The 17,915-nt window shown below is 75.7% G+C and carries 18 protein-coding genes; 14 read left to right on the top strand and 4 right to left on the bottom strand.

Annotated features, from left to right (window positions below; genetic code table 11):
* Positions 1–23: 23 nt before the first annotated feature.
* Complete coding sequence (locus tag ACI795_RS01855; RefSeq protein WP_457073418.1) at positions 24–515, bottom strand: inorganic diphosphatase; 492 nt, start codon at positions 513–515, stop codon at positions 24–26.
* 267 nt (positions 516–782) lie between these two features.
* Here ACI795_RS01855 and dacB point away from each other — a divergent pair, with 267 nt between their 5' ends.
* From dacB to ACI795_RS01805, 10 genes are all read left to right on the top strand, one after another.
* On the top strand, positions 783–3,071 hold the full coding sequence (gene dacB / locus ACI795_RS01850; RefSeq protein WP_457073416.1) for a D-alanyl-D-alanine carboxypeptidase/D-alanyl-D-alanine endopeptidase: 2,289 nt from the start codon (positions 783–785) through the stop codon (positions 3,069–3,071).
* A 73-nt stretch (positions 3,072–3,144) separates the two neighbouring features.
* Positions 3,145–4,239, top strand: a complete 1,095-nt coding sequence (locus ACI795_RS01845; RefSeq protein ID WP_457073415.1) for a zinc-dependent metalloprotease — start codon at positions 3,145–3,147, stop codon at positions 4,237–4,239.
* Between the two features lies 1 nt (position 4,240).
* Complete coding sequence (tilS, locus tag ACI795_RS01840; protein ID WP_457073414.1) at positions 4,241–5,260, top strand: tRNA lysidine(34) synthetase TilS; 1,020 nt, start codon at positions 4,241–4,243, stop codon at positions 5,258–5,260.
* A 2-nt stretch (positions 5,261–5,262) separates the two neighbouring features.
* Complete coding sequence (gene hpt / locus ACI795_RS01835) at positions 5,263–5,862, top strand: hypoxanthine phosphoribosyltransferase (RefSeq protein ID WP_457073413.1); 600 nt, start codon at positions 5,263–5,265, stop codon at positions 5,860–5,862.
* Positions 5,863–6,076: 214 nt separating this feature from the next.
* The gene (ftsH, locus tag ACI795_RS01830) at positions 6,077–8,068 is read left to right on the top strand and encodes an ATP-dependent zinc metalloprotease FtsH (protein WP_457073411.1); all 1,992 of its coding nucleotides are present in this window, start codon (positions 6,077–6,079) and stop codon (positions 8,066–8,068) included.
* The gene (folE, locus tag ACI795_RS01825; protein WP_457073409.1) at positions 8,065–8,724 is read left to right on the top strand and encodes a GTP cyclohydrolase I FolE; all 660 of its coding nucleotides are present in this window, start codon (positions 8,065–8,067) and stop codon (positions 8,722–8,724) included. The genes ftsH and folE overlap by 4 nt, the downstream gene beginning before the upstream one ends.
* On the top strand, positions 8,721–9,590 hold the full coding sequence (folP, locus tag ACI795_RS01820) for a dihydropteroate synthase (protein ID WP_457073407.1): 870 nt from the start codon (positions 8,721–8,723) through the stop codon (positions 9,588–9,590). The genes folE and folP overlap by 4 nt, the downstream gene beginning before the upstream one ends.
* Positions 9,591–9,666: 76 nt before the next feature.
* Positions 9,667–10,011 (top strand): dihydroneopterin aldolase, encoded by a 345-nt coding sequence (gene folB / locus ACI795_RS01815; RefSeq protein WP_457073406.1) that lies wholly within the window; start codon positions 9,667–9,669, stop codon positions 10,009–10,011.
* Positions 10,008–10,511 (top strand): 2-amino-4-hydroxy-6-hydroxymethyldihydropteridine diphosphokinase, encoded by a 504-nt coding sequence (gene folK, locus ACI795_RS01810; protein ID WP_457073404.1) that lies wholly within the window; start codon positions 10,008–10,010, stop codon positions 10,509–10,511. Before folB ends, folK begins: the two co-directional genes overlap by 4 nt.
* Complete coding sequence (locus ACI795_RS01805) at positions 10,508–10,996, top strand: DUF3180 domain-containing protein (RefSeq protein ID WP_457073403.1); 489 nt, start codon at positions 10,508–10,510, stop codon at positions 10,994–10,996. The genes folK and ACI795_RS01805 overlap by 4 nt, the downstream gene beginning before the upstream one ends.
* A 59-nt stretch (positions 10,997–11,055) precedes the next feature.
* Here the strand turns inward: ACI795_RS01805 and ACI795_RS01800 are convergent, their stop codons facing one another.
* Positions 11,056–12,240 (bottom strand): ABC transporter ATP-binding protein, encoded by a 1,185-nt coding sequence (locus ACI795_RS01800; RefSeq protein WP_457073402.1) that lies wholly within the window; start codon positions 12,238–12,240, stop codon positions 11,056–11,058.
* Positions 12,241–12,269: 29 nt separating this feature from the next.
* Between ACI795_RS01800 and ACI795_RS01795 the strand changes: the two genes are divergently transcribed.
* The 3 genes from ACI795_RS01795 to ACI795_RS01785 all read left to right on the top strand — a co-directional run bounded on the left by ACI795_RS01795 (position 12,270) and on the right by ACI795_RS01785 (position 14,832).
* Positions 12,270–12,965, top strand: a complete 696-nt coding sequence (locus ACI795_RS01795) for an ABC transporter permease (protein WP_457073401.1) — start codon at positions 12,270–12,272, stop codon at positions 12,963–12,965.
* A complete protein-coding gene (locus tag ACI795_RS01790; RefSeq protein ID WP_457073399.1) occupies positions 12,962–13,678 on the top strand; it encodes an ABC transporter permease in 717 nt (238 codons plus the stop codon). Before ACI795_RS01795 ends, ACI795_RS01790 begins: the two co-directional genes overlap by 4 nt.
* Before the next feature lie 143 nt (positions 13,679–13,821).
* Positions 13,822–14,832 (top strand): glycine betaine ABC transporter substrate-binding protein, encoded by a 1,011-nt coding sequence (locus ACI795_RS01785; protein ID WP_457073398.1) that lies wholly within the window; start codon positions 13,822–13,824, stop codon positions 14,830–14,832.
* 73 nt (positions 14,833–14,905) lie between these two features.
* Here the strand turns inward: ACI795_RS01785 and ACI795_RS01780 are convergent, their stop codons facing one another.
* Complete coding sequence (locus ACI795_RS01780) at positions 14,906–15,514, bottom strand: DUF1684 domain-containing protein (RefSeq protein ID WP_457073397.1); 609 nt, start codon at positions 15,512–15,514, stop codon at positions 14,906–14,908.
* A 224-nt stretch (positions 15,515–15,738) separates the two neighbouring features.
* Between ACI795_RS01780 and ACI795_RS01775 the strand changes: the two genes are divergently transcribed.
* On the top strand, positions 15,739–17,139 hold the full coding sequence (locus ACI795_RS01775; protein ID WP_457073396.1) for a DUF6779 domain-containing protein: 1,401 nt from the start codon (positions 15,739–15,741) through the stop codon (positions 17,137–17,139).
* A 3-nt stretch (positions 17,140–17,142) separates the two neighbouring features.
* Here the strand turns inward: ACI795_RS01775 and ACI795_RS01770 are convergent, their stop codons facing one another.
* Positions 17,143–17,898: an SDR family oxidoreductase gene (locus tag ACI795_RS01770; RefSeq protein WP_457073394.1), complete on the bottom strand. Its 756-nt coding sequence runs from the start codon at positions 17,896–17,898 to the stop codon at positions 17,143–17,145.
* Between the last annotated feature and the right edge of the window lie 17 nt (positions 17,899–17,915).

Below are 17,915 nucleotides of genomic sequence, written 5' to 3'. Positions count from 1 at the left end.
CCGGGGTCAGGAGTGGACGGGGATCAGTGGCCGCCGGCCTCGAGGGCCCGGGCGCGGGAGGCCTCGATCTCGGCCTCGGCCTCGGCGCGGCCGACCCACTCGGCACCCTCGACCGACTTGCCCGGCTCGAGGTCCTTGTAGGTCTCGAAGAAGTGCTGGATCTCCAGCCGGTCGAACTCCGAGACGTCGCCGATGTCCTGCAGGTGGGCCATCCGCGGGTCCGTCGCCGGGACGGTGAGGACCTTGTCGTCGCCACCCGCCTCGTCGGTCATCCGGAACATGCCGATGGCCCGGCAGGTGATGAGGCACCCGGGGAAGGTCGGCTCCTCCAGCAGGACGAGCGCGTCCAGCGGGTCACCGTCCATCCCGAGGGTCTCCTCGATGTACCCGTAGTCCGCCGGGTACCGCGTCGAGGTGAACAGCATCCGGTCCAGGCGGATGCGTCCGGTGGCGTGGTCCAGCTCGTACTTGTTCCGCTGGCCCTTGGGAATTTCTACCGTCACGTCGAACTGCACGCCGATAGTGTGGCGTACGAGCGTCCGCCGTGTTGGCGGAGGTCACTCCGGGGGGTGGGGGAGATCTCGTCGAGTCCTCAGGACGAGCCGTCGGACCAGCCGCCGGAGGCGGGTGACGGCGCGACCCCGCAGGGGTCGCAGGCCTCGGGTGAGACACCTCCCGAATCGGTTCCGCAGGACGTCGCCGCGGAGCCGGCGACCGAGCAGCCGGTCGCCTCGGCGGACGACGTCGCGCCGGCTGCCGGAGAGCCGGCGGACGGCGACCCGGTGCCCACCAGGGTCGAGCAGGCCGCCGCGGCCCAGCAGGCGGTGGAGGACGCCGCCGTGGAGCGGGTGGCCGCCGACCAGGTCGCGGCCGAGGCCGCCGAGGAGGCGGAGGCGCGACGGGTCGCCGCGGAGCAGGCGGCGGCCGACCTGGCCGAGGTCAAGCGCTGGATCGCCGAGCGCGCCGCCGCCGAGGAGGCCGCAGCAGCGGAGGCCGCGCAGCAGACCCCCGAGGACGAGGCGGCAGCAGCCGCTGCCCAGGCCGAGGCGGACCTGGCCGAGGTGCGCCGCTGGGCGGCGGAGCAGGCCGCCATCCAGGAGGCCGCCGCGGCGCAGGCCGCTGCCGAACAGGCGGCGGTGGAGCAGGCCGAGGCCGAGCGCGCAGCCGCGCTGCAGGCCGAGGCCGACCGGATGGCCGCCGAGCGGGCCGAGGTGGAGCAGGCGGTCCTCGCCGAGGCGGCCGCCCGCCGCGTCGCCGAGGAGGAGGCAGCCGCCCGTGCCGCCGACGAGGCGGAGGCCCGCCGGGCGGCGGAGCGCGAGGACGCCCGCCGCGCCGCAGAGCAGGCGGAGGCCGACCGGATCGCCGCCGAGCAGGCGGAGGCCGACCGGATCGCCGCCGAGCAGGCCGAGACCGACCGGCTGGCCGCGGCCCGCGCCGCGGAGGAGCGTGCCGACGCCGAGCGTGCCGACGCCGAGCGCGCCGCCGCCGAGCGGGCGGCGGCCGAGCGACCGCGCCAGCCGGGCCCGGCCACCCCGCTCGCCACCCCGCTGGCGGGCCTGCCCGGGCAGCCGGCCACCGGCGCCCGGCCCACCCCCGGACCGCGCCCCACCCCGGCGCCGCGGCCGGCCCCCACGCCCGATACCCCCGCCGGGGCCTCGGTCGCCGTGCCTCCCACCCGCAGCGAGCGCCGGGCCGGCGGCCGCCGGGGCAGGGCACTGCTGGCCGCGCTGCTGGTCCTCGTGGTCGCCGCGGCGGCCGTGGTCCTGGTGCTGCAGTTCACCGGGAACCGCGGCAGCGACCTCGCCGAGGACGCCGAGCAGGTCCCCGACGCCGTCCTCCCGGTCCTCACCGACCCCTCGCCCGTGCTGACCGAGCTCTCCGGCAGCGCCCCGGTGCCCGACCCCACGGTGCTCAGCGGGGTGCTCACACCGCTGCTGGCCGACCCCGCGCTGGGCAACGGGCTCTCCGCCCAGGTGGTCGACGTCGCGACGGGCTCGGTGCTGTTCGACCTCGGTGGCACCGACCCGGGCACCCCCGCCTCCACCGCGAAGCTGCTCACCGCGCTGGCCGCACTCACCACCCTCGGCCCGACCGAGACGCTCACCACGACCGTCGTCGCCGGCGCCACCCCCGGCGAGGTCGTGCTGGTGGGCGGGGGAGACCCCACGCTGTCGACCACCGAGCCGTCGCAGAACTACCCGGGCGCGGCCACCGTGGCCGAGCTCGCCGCCGAGGTGCAGCAGGCGCTGGGCGGCACCCCGGTCACCCGGGTGGTGGTCGACAACTCACTGTTCACCGGCCCGCTCACCGCACCCGGCTGGGGGGCCGGCGACGCCCCCTCCACCTACGCCGCGCCGGTCACCGCGACCGCCGTCGACGGCGCTCGGGTCGACCCCGCCGGGCCGATGCGCAGCGGCGCGCCCGGCACCGACGCCGGCCGGGCGCTGGCCGCCGCGCTGGGCGCGCCCGACGCACCGGTCGCGCTCGGGGAGGCGCCGGCCGGCGCCCGCACCCTCGGCAGCGTCGATTCGGCCCCGGTGGTGCGGCTGGTGGAGCAGGCGCTCACCGAGTCGGACAACCTGCTGGCCGAGTCCCTCGCCCGGCACGTGGCGATCGCCCGGGGGCTCCCGGCCGACTTCGCCGGCGCCGCCCGGGCGGTCACCGACGCGGTCGCCGACACCGGCCTGGACACCACCGGCGTCGCGCTCAGCGACGGCAGCGGCCTCTCCAGCGCCGACCTGGTGCCCGCCCGGCTGCTCACCGACCTGCTGCGCGGGGCCGCAGACGGCAGCATCCCCGACACCGGCGGACTGCTCAGCGGCCTCCCGGTGGCCGGGTACGACGGCACCCTGGCCGACCGTGCGGGCACGGACGCGGGCGGCGCCGGCGTGGTGCGGGCGAAGACCGGCACCCTGCAGGGCGTGCACGACCTGGCCGGCACGGTGCTCACCGACGACGGCCGCCTGCTCGCGTTCGCGGTGCTCGCCGACGGCGCCACCGGCGGCCTCACCGCGGCGGAGGCGGCCCTCGACGACGTCGCCGCCGCCCTGGCCGACTGCGGCTGCCGCTAGGCCTCCTGCCGGGTCCCGCCGCGAGCTTGCGAGTGGTGGGGAGCAGCAGGTCCTCCGGGCGTACGGTGAGGCGATGAGCCGCCCCTCGTCCCTCGTCGACTGGGACCTCGCCGGCCGCACCGCCCGCCGCCTGACCAAGGCGGGCCCGGAGACCTCCCGGGAGGAGGCCGCCGACGTCGTCGCCGAGCTGCACCGCGCCGCCGCGACCGCCGTCGCCCACGTCGAGGGGCTGACCGGCCTGCACCCGGTGCCCGGCGGGCCGGAGCCGGTGGTCGCCGTCGTCGACCGGCCCGGCTGGGTCGACGCCAACGCCGTCGGCATGGCCGCCCTGCTCGACCCGCTCACCGACGGCCTGCGCGCCGCCCAGGGCGGCACCGCCCCCGGGCCGCTGGCCACCGCGATCGGCTCCCGTGCCACCGGCGTCCAGGCCGGCGGCGTGCTGGCCTTCCTCTGCACGCGGGTGCTGGGCCAGTACGAGGTGTTCGGCACCGGGGGCCGGCTGCTGCTGGTCGCACCCAACATCGTCGAGACCGAGCGGCGCCTGGGCGTCGACCCGAGCGACTTCCGGCTGTGGGTGTGCCTGCACGAGGTCACCCACCAGCTGCAGTTCACCGCCGTCCCCTGGCTGCGGCCCTACCTCGAGGAGCAGGTGCAGGCCTTCGCCTCGGCCACCGACCTGACCCCCGACGTGCTGCGGGAGCGGCTCACCGACCTGGCCCGCAGCCTCGCCGACGCCGTCCGCGGCGGCACCGACGACGACGCGCCGCAAGGGCTCATGGCGCTGGTTCGCGGTCCGGAGCAGCGGGCGGTGCTGGACCGGGTGACCGCGGTGATGAGCCTGGTCGAGGGGCACGCCGAGTTCGTGATGGACGGCGTCGGGCCGGACGTCGTGCCCTCGGTGCGCACGCTGCGCAAGCGCTTCGCCCAGCGCCGCAAGGGCCGGGGCCCCATCGACCGGGTGCTGCGCCGCCTGCTGGGGCTGGAGCAGAAGATGCAGCAGTACGCCGACGGCCGGGTGTTCGTCGCCGGGGTGGTCGAGCTGGCCGGCATGGACGGCTTCAACCAGGTCTGGGCCGGTCCGCAGAACCTGCCGCTGGTCGAGGAGCTCACCGACCCCGCCCGCTGGGTGGAGCGCGTGCTGGGCAGCCGCCCGGCCGTTCCCGCCTGAGGTGGCCGGGCCGCCGGCGGCGGTCGCGGTCGTCCGGCACGCCGTGCGTGCGGGGCTGCGCCGCTCGGACCGCCCGGTGCTGGTCGCCTGCAGTGGGGGAGCGGACTCGGTGGCGCTGGCCTCGGCGCTGGCCTTCGAGGCCCGTGACGCCGGCGTCCGCGTCGGCGGGGTGACCGTCGACCACGGGCTCCAGCCGGGGTCGGCCGGCCGTGCGGACGCCACCGCGCAGCTGCTGCGGCGCCTGGGGCTCGACCCGGTGCGCACCGTCCGCGCCGAGGTGGGGGACGACGGCGGCCCGGAGGCGGCCGCCCGCACGGCCCGCTACGGCGCCCTGACCCGGGTGGCCGGCGAGCTCGGTGCCCGGATCGCGCTGGGCCACACCCTCGACGACCAGGCCGAGACGGTGCTGCTCGGGCTGGGCCGCGGGTCGGGGCCGCGGTCGGTGGCCGGCATGGTCGCCGAGCGGGTCGCCGACGGCGTCCTCTGGTGGCGGCCATTTCTCGGCGTCCGGCGGGACACCGCCCGGCAGGCGTGCGCCGAGCAGGGGCTGCCGGTGTGGGACGACCCGTGGAACGCCGACCCGGCTTACACCCGGGTCCGGTTGCGGGCCGAGGTGCTGCCGCTGCTGGAGGAGGTGCTCGGCGGCGGGGTCGCCCCGGCGCTGGCGCGCACCGCCGGGCTGCTGCGGGAGGACCTGGACACCCTGGACGAGCTGGCCGACGGCCGGCTCGCCGCGCTGGTCGTCGACGGCGAGCTGCCGGCCGCGCCGGTGGCCGCACTGCCCGACGCGCTGCGCCGGCGGGTGCTGCGCGGCTGGCTACGGGCCGCTGGCGTGCCCGACCTGCAGGCGGTGCACCTGCGTGCGGTCGACGCGCTGCTCACCCGCTGGCGGGGGCAGGGGCGGGTCGACCTACCCGGCGGCACGGGGGTGCTGCGGTCATCTGGCAGGCTGGTGCTGCAGTCCGGCGCCGAGCGCGGGACCGCCACCCCCCGCGCCGCCGAACCCCCAGAGGAGCACTGACCGTGAGCGAGCCGACCACCCCCGGAGCGCAGGGCGCCGGGCAGTTGGGCCCCGACCACGGCTACGGCCCCGACATCGACCACGTGCTCCTGTCCGAGCAGCAGATCAAGGGGAAGATCGAGGAGCTGGCCGCGACGATCGCCGCGGACTACGCCGGCCGGGAGGTGCTGCTCGTCGGGGTGCTCAAGGGTGCGGTGATGTTCATGTCCGACTTCGCCCGGGCGCTGCGGCTGCCCACCCAGATGGAGTTCATGGCCGTCTCCTCCTACGGCAGCTCCACCAGCTCCTCGGGCGTGGTGCGCATCCTCAAGGACCTCGACCGCGACATCAGCGACCGGCACGTGCTGGTGCTCGAGGACATCATCGACTCCGGCCTCACCCTGTCCTGGCTGCTGAAGAACCTGGGCGGACGGCGGCCGGCGAGCCTCGAGGTCTGCACCCTGCTGCGCAAGCCCGACGCGGTGAAGGTCGACGTGCCGGTGAAGTACATCGGGTTCGACATCCCCAACGAGTTCGTCGTCGGCTACGGCCTGGACTACGCCGAGCGGTACCGGGACCTGCCCTACATCGGGACCCTCAAGCCCGAGGTCTACTCCTCCTAGCAGACCCCGCTGCCCCCGACGCTCGCACGCGCGCGGCGGCCCCTGCAGCGGGGCCGGGTCGCGACCAGCGGATGTACGGGTACGGCGGTGTACCGTCGTGCCAACGACGTCACCCCGCGGCGGGCTGCCGCCTCCGTCCGCGTGCGGCGTCCCGCGACGATCAGGAGGGTCGACGGGCAGGCCGGGCGCGCCCCGGATGGCCCGGCATCGGTGTATGGAACGCAAGAAGATCTTCCGCTCGGTCTGGTTCTGGGTCCTCATCGTGGTCGCGCTGGCCTTCGTGGGCTCCAGCCTCTTCCGCGGCAACGGTGGCTACGACGAGGTCTCGACGTCGACCGCCCTCGCCCAGATCGAGAGCGGCAACGTCACCTCCGCGACGATCAACACCACCGAGCAGACGGTCGACCTCGACCTCGAGAACCCGGTGGAGGGCAGCGACACCGTCAGCGCCTCCTACCCGGTGGCGCTCGAGGAGGACCTGGTCGGCCTGCTGCGCGACGCCGACGACGAGTTCGACACCGAGGTCACCCAGACCAGCCTGCTCACCAGCCTGCTGGTCAGCTTCCTGCCCTTCCTGATCCTGCTGCTGCTGCTGTTCTGGCTGTTCAACTCCATGCAGGGTGGCGGCCGCGGCGTGATGGCCTTCGGCAAGTCCAAGGCCAAGGTGGTCAGCAAGGACACCCCGAAGACGACGTTCTCCGACGTCGCCGGCGCCGACGAGGCGATCGAGGAGCTGCGGGAGATCAAGGACTTCCTGCAGAACCCGGTCAAGTTCCAGGCGATCGGCGCCAAGATCCCCAAGGGCGTGCTGCTCTTCGGCCCGCCCGGCACCGGCAAGACGCTGCTGGCCCGCGCGGTCGCCGGTGAGGCCGGCGTGCCGTTCTACTCGATCTCCGGCTCGGACTTCGTCGAGATGTTCGTCGGCGTCGGCGCCAGCCGGGTCCGCGACCTGTTCACCCAGGCCAAGGAGAACGCCCCGGCGATCATCTTCGTCGACGAGATCGACGCCGTCGGCCGGCAGCGTGGCGCCGGGATGGGCGGCGGTCACGACGAGCGCGAGCAGACCCTCAACCAGATGCTCGTCGAGATGGACGGCTTCGACGTCAAGGGCGGGGTCATCATGATCGCCGCCACGAACCGGCCGGACGTCCTGGATCCCGCGCTGCTGCGCCCGGGCCGCTTCGACCGGCAGATCGCCGTCGACCGCCCCGACCTGGCCGGCCGCACCGCCGTGCTGAAGGTGCACGCCACCGGCAAGCCGCTGGCCGAGGACGTCGACCTGGAGACCGTCGCCCGCCGCACCCCCGGCTTCACCGGGGCCGATCTGGCCAACGTGCTCAACGAGGCCGCGCTGCTCACCGCCCGCCACAACGGCACGGTGATCACCGACGCCGCTCTCGAGGAGGCGATCGACCGGGTCATCTCCGGACCCGAGCGCAAGACCCGGGCGATGAGCGAGAAGGAGAAGAAGGTCACCGCGTACCACGAGGGCGGCCACGCCCTGGTGGCGCACGCACTGCCGAACACCGACCCGGTGCACAAGGTGACCATCCTGCCGCGCGGCCGCTCGCTGGGGCACACGCTCGTGCTGCCCACCGAGGACCGGTACACCCAGACCCGCTCGGAGATGATCGACACCCTGGCCTACGCGCTGGGTGGCCGGGCGGCCGAGGAGCTCGTCTTCCACGAGCCCACCACCGGTGCCGGCAACGACATCGAGAAGGCCACCTCGCTGGCCCGCTCGATGGTCACCCAGTACGGCATGAGCGCCAAGCTCGGCGCGGTCAAGTACGGCAGCACCGACTCCGAGCCGTTCCTGGGCCGGGACATGGGGTCGCGACCGGACTACTCCGACGCGGTGGCCGCCGACATCGACGGCGAGGTGCGGGCGCTCATCGAGGCCGCGCACGACGAGGCGTGGGAGATCCTGGTCGAGTACCGGGACACCCTCGACCAGCTGGTGCTCGAGCTGATGGAGAAGGAGACCCTCTCCCGCGAGGACATGGCGCGGATCTGCGCCGGGGTCGCCAAGCGCCCCTCGCTGGCGCCGTACAACGGCTTCGGCAAGCGGACGCCGTCCCAGCGCGGGCCGGTGCTCACCCCCGCCGAGCAGGCCGCGGCGCAGAACGGGCACGCCAACGGCAGCTCGGTGCCCGGCACCCCGAACCCGGTCGGGGACGTGGGCGCCCCGGCCACCGGCCGGTGAGCGACCGGGAGACCGGGGGCGGGCACGAGGTCGACGGGGTCGGCCGGGACCTGGTCACCGGCGACGTCGTCGGCGACCTGCGCCCGGGCCGGATCGACTCCGCGCGGGCCGAGGCCGCCGTCCGGGAGCTGCTGCTCGCCATCGGCGAGGACCCGGACCGGCCGGGCCTGGTGGACACCCCGGCCCGGGTCGCGCGGGCCTACGCGGAGGTCTTCGCGGGGCTCGACCAGGATCCCTACGACGTCCTGTCCACGACGTTCGACGAGGACCACGACGAGCTGGTGCTGGTCAAGGACATCCCGATGTACTCGACCTGCGAGCACCACCTGGTGCCCTTCCACGGGGTCGCGCACGTCGGCTACATCCCCGGCGCCGACGGCCGGGTGACCGGCCTGTCGAAGCTGGCCCGGCTGGTCGACGTCTACGCCCGGCGTCCGCAGGTGCAGGAGCGGCTCACCCGCCAGGTCGCCGACGCGCTCTACGACGTGCTCAAGCCGCGGGGCGTCATCGTGGTGGTCCAGGCCGAGCACCTCTGCATGTCGATGCGCGGCATCCGCAAGCCCGGCTCGACGACCATGACGTCGGCCGTGCGCGGCATCTTCCGGGAGAAGGCGGCGACCCGCAGCGAGGCGATGAGCCTCATCCTGGGCAGGTGAGTGTCTCGGGGTCCTTCGCCCTGCCCCGCCCGGGGCGGTGCGTGGTGATGGGCGTCCTGAACGTCACGCCCGACTCGTTCTCCGACGGCGGCACCTTCGCCGAGACGGGGTCGGCGATCGCCCACGGCCTGCGGATGCACGCCGCCGGCGCGGACTACGTCGACGTCGGCGGCGAGTCGACCCGGCCGGGCGCGGACCGGGTGGACGCCGAGGAGGAGTGCCGCCGGGTGCTGCCGGTGGTCCGCGAGCTGGCCGACGCCGGCGCCCGGGTGAGCGTGGACACCACCCGGGCGGAGGTCGCCGAGGCGGCACTGGGCGCGGGGGCGGTGCTGGTCAACGACGTCAGCGGGGGGCTGGCCGACGCCGGCATGGCCCGGCTGGTCGCCGAGACGGGCGTCCCCTGGGTGCTGATGCACTGGCGGGGGCACAGCCGGGAGATGTACGCGGCGGCCCGCTACGGCGACGTCGTCACCGAGGTCACCGCCGAGCTGACCGCCCGGGTGGAGGACGTCGTCGCCGCCGGGGTCGACCCGGCGCAGCTGGTGCTCGACCCGGGGCTGGGCTTCGCGAAGAAGGCCGAGCACAACTGGGCGCTGCTGGCCGGGCTGGACCGGCTGGTCGCCCTCGGGCTGCCGGTGCTGGTGGGCGCCTCGCGCAAGACCTTCCTGGGCCGGCTGCTGGCCGGCCCCGACGGCGCCGTGCGCCCGGCGGAGGGCCGGGAGGCGGCGACGACGGCGATCTCGGTGCTCGCCGCCCAGGCCGGCGCGTGGGGGGTGCGGGTGCACGACCCGGTGCAGTCGCTGGATGCGATCAGGACGGTGGCGGCGGTGCAGGCCGCACGGAGCGGAGGGAACGCACGTGGCTGATCAAGGACCCCGTCCCCCTCACCCCTCGCAAGCTCGCGGCGAGCCTCTGGGCGGGGCCAGTCCCGACCGGATCACCGTGCACGGGCTCACCGCGCACGGCTTCCACGGGGTCTACCCCGAGGAGCGCGAGCGCGGGCAGACGTTCCGGGTGGACGCCGTGCTGGAGCTGGACACCGCGCCGGCGGCGGCGACCGACGACCTCGCGAAGACGGTCAACTACGCCGAGCTCTCCCAGCAGCTGCACGGGGTGCTGGTCGGTGAGCCGGTCGACCTGCTGGAGACCCTCGCCCAGCGGCTGGCCGACCGCTGCCTCGGGTACGAGCTCGTGCAGGCGGTGGAGATCACCGTGCACAAGCCGCAGGCCGACCTCGGCGTCCCCGCCGACGACGTCACCCTGGCCATCCGGCGTACCCGCCGGTGAGCCGCGCCGTCCTCTCCCTCGGCGCCAACCTGGGCGACCGCGCGGGCACACTGCGGCGCGCCGTGGAGACACTGGCCGGGCAGGGGCTGGTGGCCCGCTCGGTGCTGTACGAGACGCCGCCGTGGGGGCCGGTCGAGCAGCCGCCCTACCTGAACGCGATCGCCGTCGTGCGGGGCGACCGGGACGCCCCCGGCTGGCTTGCGCTGGCCCACGAGCTGGAACAGGCGGCCGGCCGCACCCGCGAGGTGCGCTGGGGCGCGCGCACGCTGGACGTCGACGTCGTCACCGTGACCGGCGACGACGGTGCCCCGGTGCTCTCCGACGACCCGCAGCTGACCCTCCCGCACCCCCGGGCGCACGAGCGGGCGTTCGTGCTGGTGCCCTGGCTGGCGCTGGACCCCGGTGCCCAGCTGCCCGGTCACGGGGCGGTGGCCGACCTGCTCGCCGCGCTGCCGGCCGACGACGTCGCCGCGGTGGTCCGCTGGGAGCAGCTGGCGTGAGCCCGGTGCGCCGCCGGGACCTGCTCGTCCTCGCCGTCGGCATCGCCGTGGCGTCCTGGCTGGTCGTGCGGGTCGCCTACGGGTCGCTGCCGGCGCTGTCCTGGTGGCTGCCGGTCCCGCTGGGGGTGCTCGCGGTCGCGGAGGCGCTCGGTGCCCGGGCGCTGCGGGCCCGGCTGAGCGCACAGCGGGAGCGGCGGCCGTCGCCGACGGGCTCCATCCGCCCTGTCGAGCCGCTGCTGGTCGCCCGCCTCGCGGTGCTCGCCCAGGCCAGTGCCTACGTCGGGGCGGTCTTCGCCGGGGTGTGGGGCGGGCTGCTGCTGCACACGCTGCCCGCCCTGGGCCGGCTGCGGGCCGCCGCCGGCGACTCGGTCACCGGCGCGATCGGCGTCGTCCTCGGGGCCGGGCTGGTGGCCGCCGCGCTGTGGCTGGAGCACGTCTGCAGGATCCCGCCCGACCCCGACGACGAGGGCGCCGCCCGGGCCTGAGGGAGGACCCCGTCCTCGGCACCCCTCGCAGGCTCGGGGTGAGCCTCTGGACGGGGCCGTCAGGCCAGGGCGGCGCCGGCGACCTCGGGAACGGACCCCTCGACCGAGCGGCGCAGCGCCGCGTGCAGCGACTCCGGCGTGAGCACGCCGCAGAACCGGTCGCCGTCCAGCACCGCGACCCAGCCGGCCTCCAGCTGCAGCATGGTCGAGAACGCCGTCTTCAGCGTCGCGTCGACCGGCACCCAGGCCTCCATCCGGCGGGCCGCGTCGCGCACCGTCCCGGCCCCGGCCGCGCGCTCGGTGGAGATCCATCCGTGCAGCCGCTGGGCGTCGTCCAGCACGACGGCCCAGCGGGCTCCGGCGCGCGCCAGCGCGGCCCGGGCGTCGGCCAGCCCGTCGTCGACGTGCACCACCGGCGGCTGCTCCAGGTCGGCCAGCTCGATGCCGGTGACGGCCAGCCGCTTGAGGCCACGGTCGGCACCGACGAAGTCCGCCACGAAGGGGGTGGCGGGGGAGCCGAGCAGCTCCGGGGGCGGGGCGAACTGCTCGACCGTGCCGCCGGCGCTCATCACCGCGATCCGGTCGCCGAGCCGCACCGCCTCCTCGATGTCGTGGGTGACGAAGACGATGGTCTTGCGGACGGCCTCCTGCAGCCGCAGGAACTCCGTCTGCAGCCGCTCCCGGACGATCGGATCGACGGCGGAGAACGGCTCGTCCATCAGCAGGACGCCGGGGTCGGCGGCCAGCGCACGGGCGACCCCGGCCCGCTGGCGCTGCCCGCCGGAGAGCTGGTGGGGGTAGCGGTCGCCGAACGTCGCCGGGTCCAGCCCGACGAGCTCGAGCAGCTCCTCCACCCGGTCGCGGGTGCGGCGCTTGTCCCAGCCGAGCAGCCGGGGGACGGTGGCGACGTTGCGCCGCACGGTCTGGTGCGGGAAGAGGCCGACGTTCTGGATGACGTAGCCGATCCGTCGGCGCAGCTGCACCGGGTCGACGGCGGTGACGTCGTCGTCGCCGAGCAGGATCCGCCCGCTGGTGGGCTCGATGATCCGGTTGATCATCTTCATCGTGGTCGTCTTGCCGCAGCCGGAGGGGCCGACGAGCACGCTGAGCTCACCCGCGGCGAAGGTCAGGTCCAGCGCGCGGACGGCGACGGTGCCGTCGGGGTAGCGCTTGCCGACGCCCTCGAGCCGGATCTGCTCGGCTCGGGACCCTGCGGCGGGTCCGGACTGGGCAGTAGCGTTCACGAGGTGGCCTTCCTGGCAGGCGCCCGGTGGTGAGCGCGGCGAGCGACGTCGTCCTCGCTGTCGATGCGGCGCCGAACCCCTGGTTCGACCCCTCCTACGTGACCCGTGAGTGGGACACCATTGTGGACCTGGCCGGCGAGCACGTGCGGCTCACCGTCGCCGCGGTCGTGCTCGGTGCCCTGATCGCCCTCCCGCTGGCGCTGCTCGCCCGGCGCAGCCGGTGGCTGGCCGGTCCGGTGCTGGGGCTGTCGACGCTGATCTACACCATCCCGTCGCTGGCGATGTTCGCCTTCATCGCGCCGGTCACCGGCCTGACGTCCACCACGGTGCTGGTCGGGCTGGTGCTGTACTCGCTGGTCATCCTCGTGCGGAACTTCCTGGCCGGCCTCCGGTCGGTGCCGCCGGACGTGCGGGAGGCCGCGCAGGGCATGGGATACGGGTCGGTGCGGCTGTTCTGGCAGGTCGAGCTGCCGCTGGCGTTGCCGTCCTTCGTCGCCGGGCTGCGGGTGGCCACCGTCTCCACCGTCGCGCTGGTCACCGTGGGGGTGATCGTCGGGCACGGGGGTCTGGGGCAGCTGATCATCGGCGGCTTCAACGCGAACTTCTACCGGGCGGAGATCGTGACCGGTGCGGTGGGCTGCGTGCTGCTGGCGCTCCTCGCCGACCTGCTGCTGGCCACGGCCGAGCGGCTGCTCACGCCCTGGGCTCGGCAGGCCGCGGCGTGAACCTCTGGCAGGAGGCCCTGCAGTACCTCAACGACCCCTACAACTGGACGCGGCCCAGCGGGATCCTGGACCTGCTGGTCGAGCACCTGCGGATCTCCGGCGTCGCGGTGCTCGCGGCGGTGTTGCTCGCCGTGCCGCTGGGGGCGCTGCTGGGGCACACCGGCCGGGGCGGCGGGTTCACCGTCGCGCTGTCCAACGTCAGCCGCGCGGTGCCGACCCTCGCGCTGCTCACGCTCTTCGCGGTCACCCCGATCGGCTTCGGACCGACGGCGACCACCATCGCGCTCGCCGTCTTCGCGTTCCCCCCGGTGCTGACCAACACCTACATCGGCTTCCGCGGCGTCGACCGGGACGTGGTGGAGGCCTCCCGGGCGATGGGGATGAGCGAGCGGCAGGTGCTGCTGCGGGCCGAGCTGCCGCTCGCCACCCCGCTGCTGATGACCGGGGTGCGCACGGCTGCGGTCCAGGTGGTCGCCACGGCGACGCTGGCCGCGCTGGTCGCCGGTGGCGGGCTGGGCCGGATCATCAACCTCGGGTTCGGCCAGCAGGACTACGGCGCCGTGCTCGCCGGTGCGCTGCTCGTGGCCGCCCTCGCGGTGCTCACCGAGGTGGTGCTCGCCGCGCTGACCTGGGCGTTGACCCCTGGACAGCGGTCGCTGCCGTGGGCGCGGCTCCGGGTGCGCCGCCGGGTGCAGGCCACCTCCCCGCTCTGAGCCCGGTCACGGAACGGCAACGGGTCCCCCGGGCGGTTGCGGGAGCGGCCCGGAGCGAGTTGGGTTGTGCACTGCGGGTTCTTCCCGCCAGACACGCGTGGCCGTCCACCAGGGGGCGCCACGGGACACAGAAGGCGGAGTCGATGCGCACGCGTCCCCGTACGTTCACCCATCTCGCCGTCACCGCGGCAGCTGCTGCCGTGCTGGCCACGGCGGCCTGCGGCGAGTCCGGCTCGTCCGGCACCGGCGGCGGCTCGCAGGCCGGTGGCTCGGCCAGCGGCGATGCCTGCGCCCCGGTGCCCGGCGACCAGCTGGTCGTGCTGGAGGACGACCAGCAGTTGCAGAACGCCGACAACATCGTCCCGGCGGTCAACGCCGAGGCCGCCGCGGCCAACCCGGCGCTGCTGCCGGCGCTGGACGCCGTCTCGGCCGAGCTGACCACCGACGACCTGGTGGAGATGAACGCCGCCGTCGACGTGCAGCGGCAGAGCGCCGAGGACGTCGCCCAGGGCTGGGTCGACGGGCACGCCGGCGTGACCGAGGGCCTGGAGCAGGGCAGCGGCCCGATCACCGTGGGCGCGGCCAACTTCACCGAGTCCACCGTGCTCGCCAACATCTACGCCGACGTGCTCGGCGCGGCCGGCTTCGACGTCTCGGTGCAGGTGGTGGGCAACCGGGAGCTGTACCTGCCGGCCCTGCAGCGCGGGGAGATCCAGGTCTTCCCGGAGTACCTGGCCACCGTCACCGAGACGCTCGAGGGCAACGAGGAGACGCAGGTCGCCTCCGGCGACGTCGACGCCACGGTCGCGGCGCTGCAGCCGCTGGCCGACGAGGCCGGGCTGGTGTTCGGCGAGCCGTCCGAGGCCGCCGACCAGAACGCCTTCGCCGTCACCCAGGCCTTCGCCGACGAGCTCGGCGTGACCACACTGTCGGAGCTGGCCGAGGCGTGCGGCGACGGCTCGCTGGTGCTCGGTGGCCCGACCGAGTGCCCGGAGCGGCCCTTCTGCCAGCCGGGCCTGGAGGAGACCTACGGGCTGGACTTCGCCAGCTTCCGCGAGCTGGACACCGGTGGCCCGCTGACCAAGGCCGCCATCCAGCAGGGTGAGGTCTCCCTCGGCCTGGTGTTCAGCTCCGACGGCGCCCTCGCCCAGTAGGACGACCGCCCTCCCCCCACGCCTCGCACGCTCGGCGCGGGACCCTGGAGGGTGGCCGTTCCAGCACGTCGCCTCAGTACCAGCCGCCGGGGGGCAACTGCTCCCCGGCGGCGACCTCGGCGTCGACCCGGTTGCCCTCCGGCGCCAGCGGGCAGGTCCACGCGGGATCGAAGGTGCACGACGGGTGGTAGGCGAAGTTGAGGTCGACCACCAGCCGCCCGTCGTCGCCGCCGAGGTCGGCGCCCTTCACCGTGTCCAGCAGGTAGCGGCCGCCCCCGTAGGTCGAGCGGCCGGCGCTGGCGTCGCGCAGCGGCAGGAACAGCCCGCCGCCGTACCCGGCCAGCCACCACAGGTCCAGCCGGCCGACGTCGCCGAGGGTGACCCGGCCGACCCGGCGCAGCACCACCCCGCCCTCGTCGGTGGTGGGCACCCCCAGCCGCACCGGCTCCACGTCGGTGTCCACCCGGACGTCGAAGCGCAGCGCCGGGTGGTACCCGGCGAACGGCAGACCGGCGAAACCCGGGCGGGCGGCCGCCGGCAGCGGTGAATCGGGGTGCCCGGCGAAGAGCGCGTCGCGCCCGGCCCGCCAGCTCCGCCAGCCCTCCTCGGGGTCCTCGGCGGTGCGCGCCGCCGCGTAGAGGGCGGCCACCCGGCGTCGCCAGTCCAGCAGGGTCAGCGTCATCCGCCCAGCCTGCCACCGCACCCGGCGCCGACGCCGCGCCGTGATCGCACGACGCCGCTCCGTGGCCTTATGGTGGGCGCATGGGAGGTCGCCGGGACGACAGCGGTCCCGGGTGGCCTGCCGCCACGGGGCGCCCGCCGGTCCCTCCGTCGTCCCGCCCGGGTGCTGCCCGGGCGGGGGCGACCGCAGCACCGGTCCGCCCGCTGCCCGCGCTGGACGAGCCGGTGGCGAGCCGTGGCGCGACCCGCGGGCGCGTCGTCTGGGGAGGCGCCGCCGTCGGCCTGGCGGTGCTCGTCACCGTCGCCGTCGTGCTCACCGACGACCCGGTGTACCTGCGGGTGCTGCTGCTCGCGGTCTGCTGGGCCGCGGTGGCGGCCGGCCTGCTGCTGGGGAACCGCGGGGGCGGCCCCGGGACGGCGGACCCCGCGGCGGCCGACCGCGAGGCGGAGCTGCGGCACGCCTACGAGCTGGAGCTCGCCCGGGAGGTCGCCGCCCGGCACGAGCACGAGGCGGAGCTGGAGGGCCGGCTGCGGCGGGAGGCCGAGCAGGCCATGCGCGCCGAGCTCGCCCAGCTCCGCGGCGAACTGGCCGGGCTGACCGGGGTGCGGGAGGAGCTCGCGGCGGTGAGCAGGCTGAGCGCGGACCTCTCCGCGCTGGAGCAGCTGCGCTCGGAGGTCGCCGCGCTCGGTTCGCTGCGGGCCGAGCTCAGCGGGCTCGGACAGGTGCGCACCGAACTGGCCGCGCTGGGTGAGCTGCGGGCCGACCTGGGCCGGATGCGCGCGGAGCTGACCGAGCAGCTCTCCGGGGAGCTGCTGATCGAGCGGATGGTCATGCGCGCCCAGTCGGTGCGCGGGCCGGCCGCCGGGCTGCCCGAGCAGCGCAGCCTGGACGGCGAGTCGTCCGGCTGGCCGTCGATGGGGCCCGCCTCCTCGAGCTGGGACACCCGGTTCCCCACGACGGTCGACGCGGAGCCGGTCCGGCGGGCGCTGCCCGACGTCCCGCCCGCACCGATGCCCACCCCACCCCCGCCGCCGCCGGCCGTCCGCGCCGAGCGGGACGTCGCGCCGCCGCCCTCGCCGCGGGAGTGGCTCAGTGCGCAGTCCCTGGTCGACCAGCCGGCGGCCCCCGCACCCCGGCGGCACCGCCGGGCCGCCGAGCCCGACGACGACGCCCTCGCCGCCGGCCGGCACGGCCGGGACGCTGCGGACGCGGAGTCCTGGTCGGCCCCCGCCTGGCTGACCGGCCGCAGCGCGGCGCCGGGCGACGAGCCGGACGCCGGTGCGACGGCCGGACCCATCCTGGATCCCGAGCTGAGCCGGGATCCCGAGCTGAGCTCCTGGGCCAGCGGCCCCTACGGCACCGGTGAGCTCAGCGGCTCCTGGTGGCAGGACGGGGAGCCCACCCCCGCGGCCCCCGAGGCGCCGGCGACGTCGGGGCACTGGTCCCCGGCGGCCTCCGACACCCCGGGACCGCGGCCCACCCCGGAACCGCAGGGGCACGCCCGGCTGGAGCAGATCCTCGCCGAGAGCGGCGTCCCGGCCCCGAGCGGGCGCCGTCGTCGCCGCTACCGTGACGAGGAGGACGCCGGCGACGACGTGCTGGCCCGGGTGCTGCGCGGCGAGTGACCGCTAGCCGATGGGGCCGCGGGCGAGCGCGCCGCCGTCGAGCACCATCGTCTGCCCGGTGACCCAGCCGGCCTCGTCGGAGAGCAGGTAGGCGGCGGCCTCGCCGACGTCCGCGGGCACGCCCAGCCGCCCCGCCGGGTACTGCGCGGTGACCTCCTCCTCGCGCCCGGTGAACAGCGCCTCGGCGAACCGCGTCCGCACCACCGCCGGCGCGACGGCGTTCACCCGCACCCGCGGGCCCAGCTCCACGGCCAGCTGCGTGGTCAGGTTGATCAGCGCCGCCTTGCTGACGCCGTAGGCGGCGATGCCCTCGCTGGACCGGAGCCCGGCCACCGAGGCGACGAGCAGCACCGAGCCGCCGTGCTCGGCCATCCACGCCCGCCAGGCCTCCTGCACCAGGCCCAGGCTGGCGACGACGTTGGTGTCCAGGATCTTGCGGACGGCGTCCAGCGGAGCGTCCATCAGCGGGCCGTAGACCGGGTTGATCCCCACGTTGCCGACCAGCACGTCGAGGCTGCCGAAGGTGTCGAGCGCGGTGCGGACGGCCGCGGCGCGGTGCTCGGCGTCCCCGGCGTTCCCGGCGACGCCCACGGCATGCTCCGGCCCGCCCAGGGCCGCCACCGCCTCGGCGAGCGCCTCCGGCTTGCGGGCGGTGACCACCACCCGGGCGCCCCGGTCGACCAGTGCCTGGGCGATCGCGAGCCCGATGCCCCGGCTCGCGCCGGTGACCAGTGCGGTGCGTCCCTCGAAGCTGCTCACCGTGCTCCTCCCGCTCC

The organism is Modestobacter sp. SYSU DS0290 (genome assembly GCF_054050955.1).
Note: the sequence above shows the minus strand (reverse complement) of the source record. Positions and strands in the feature narration are given on the sequence as shown.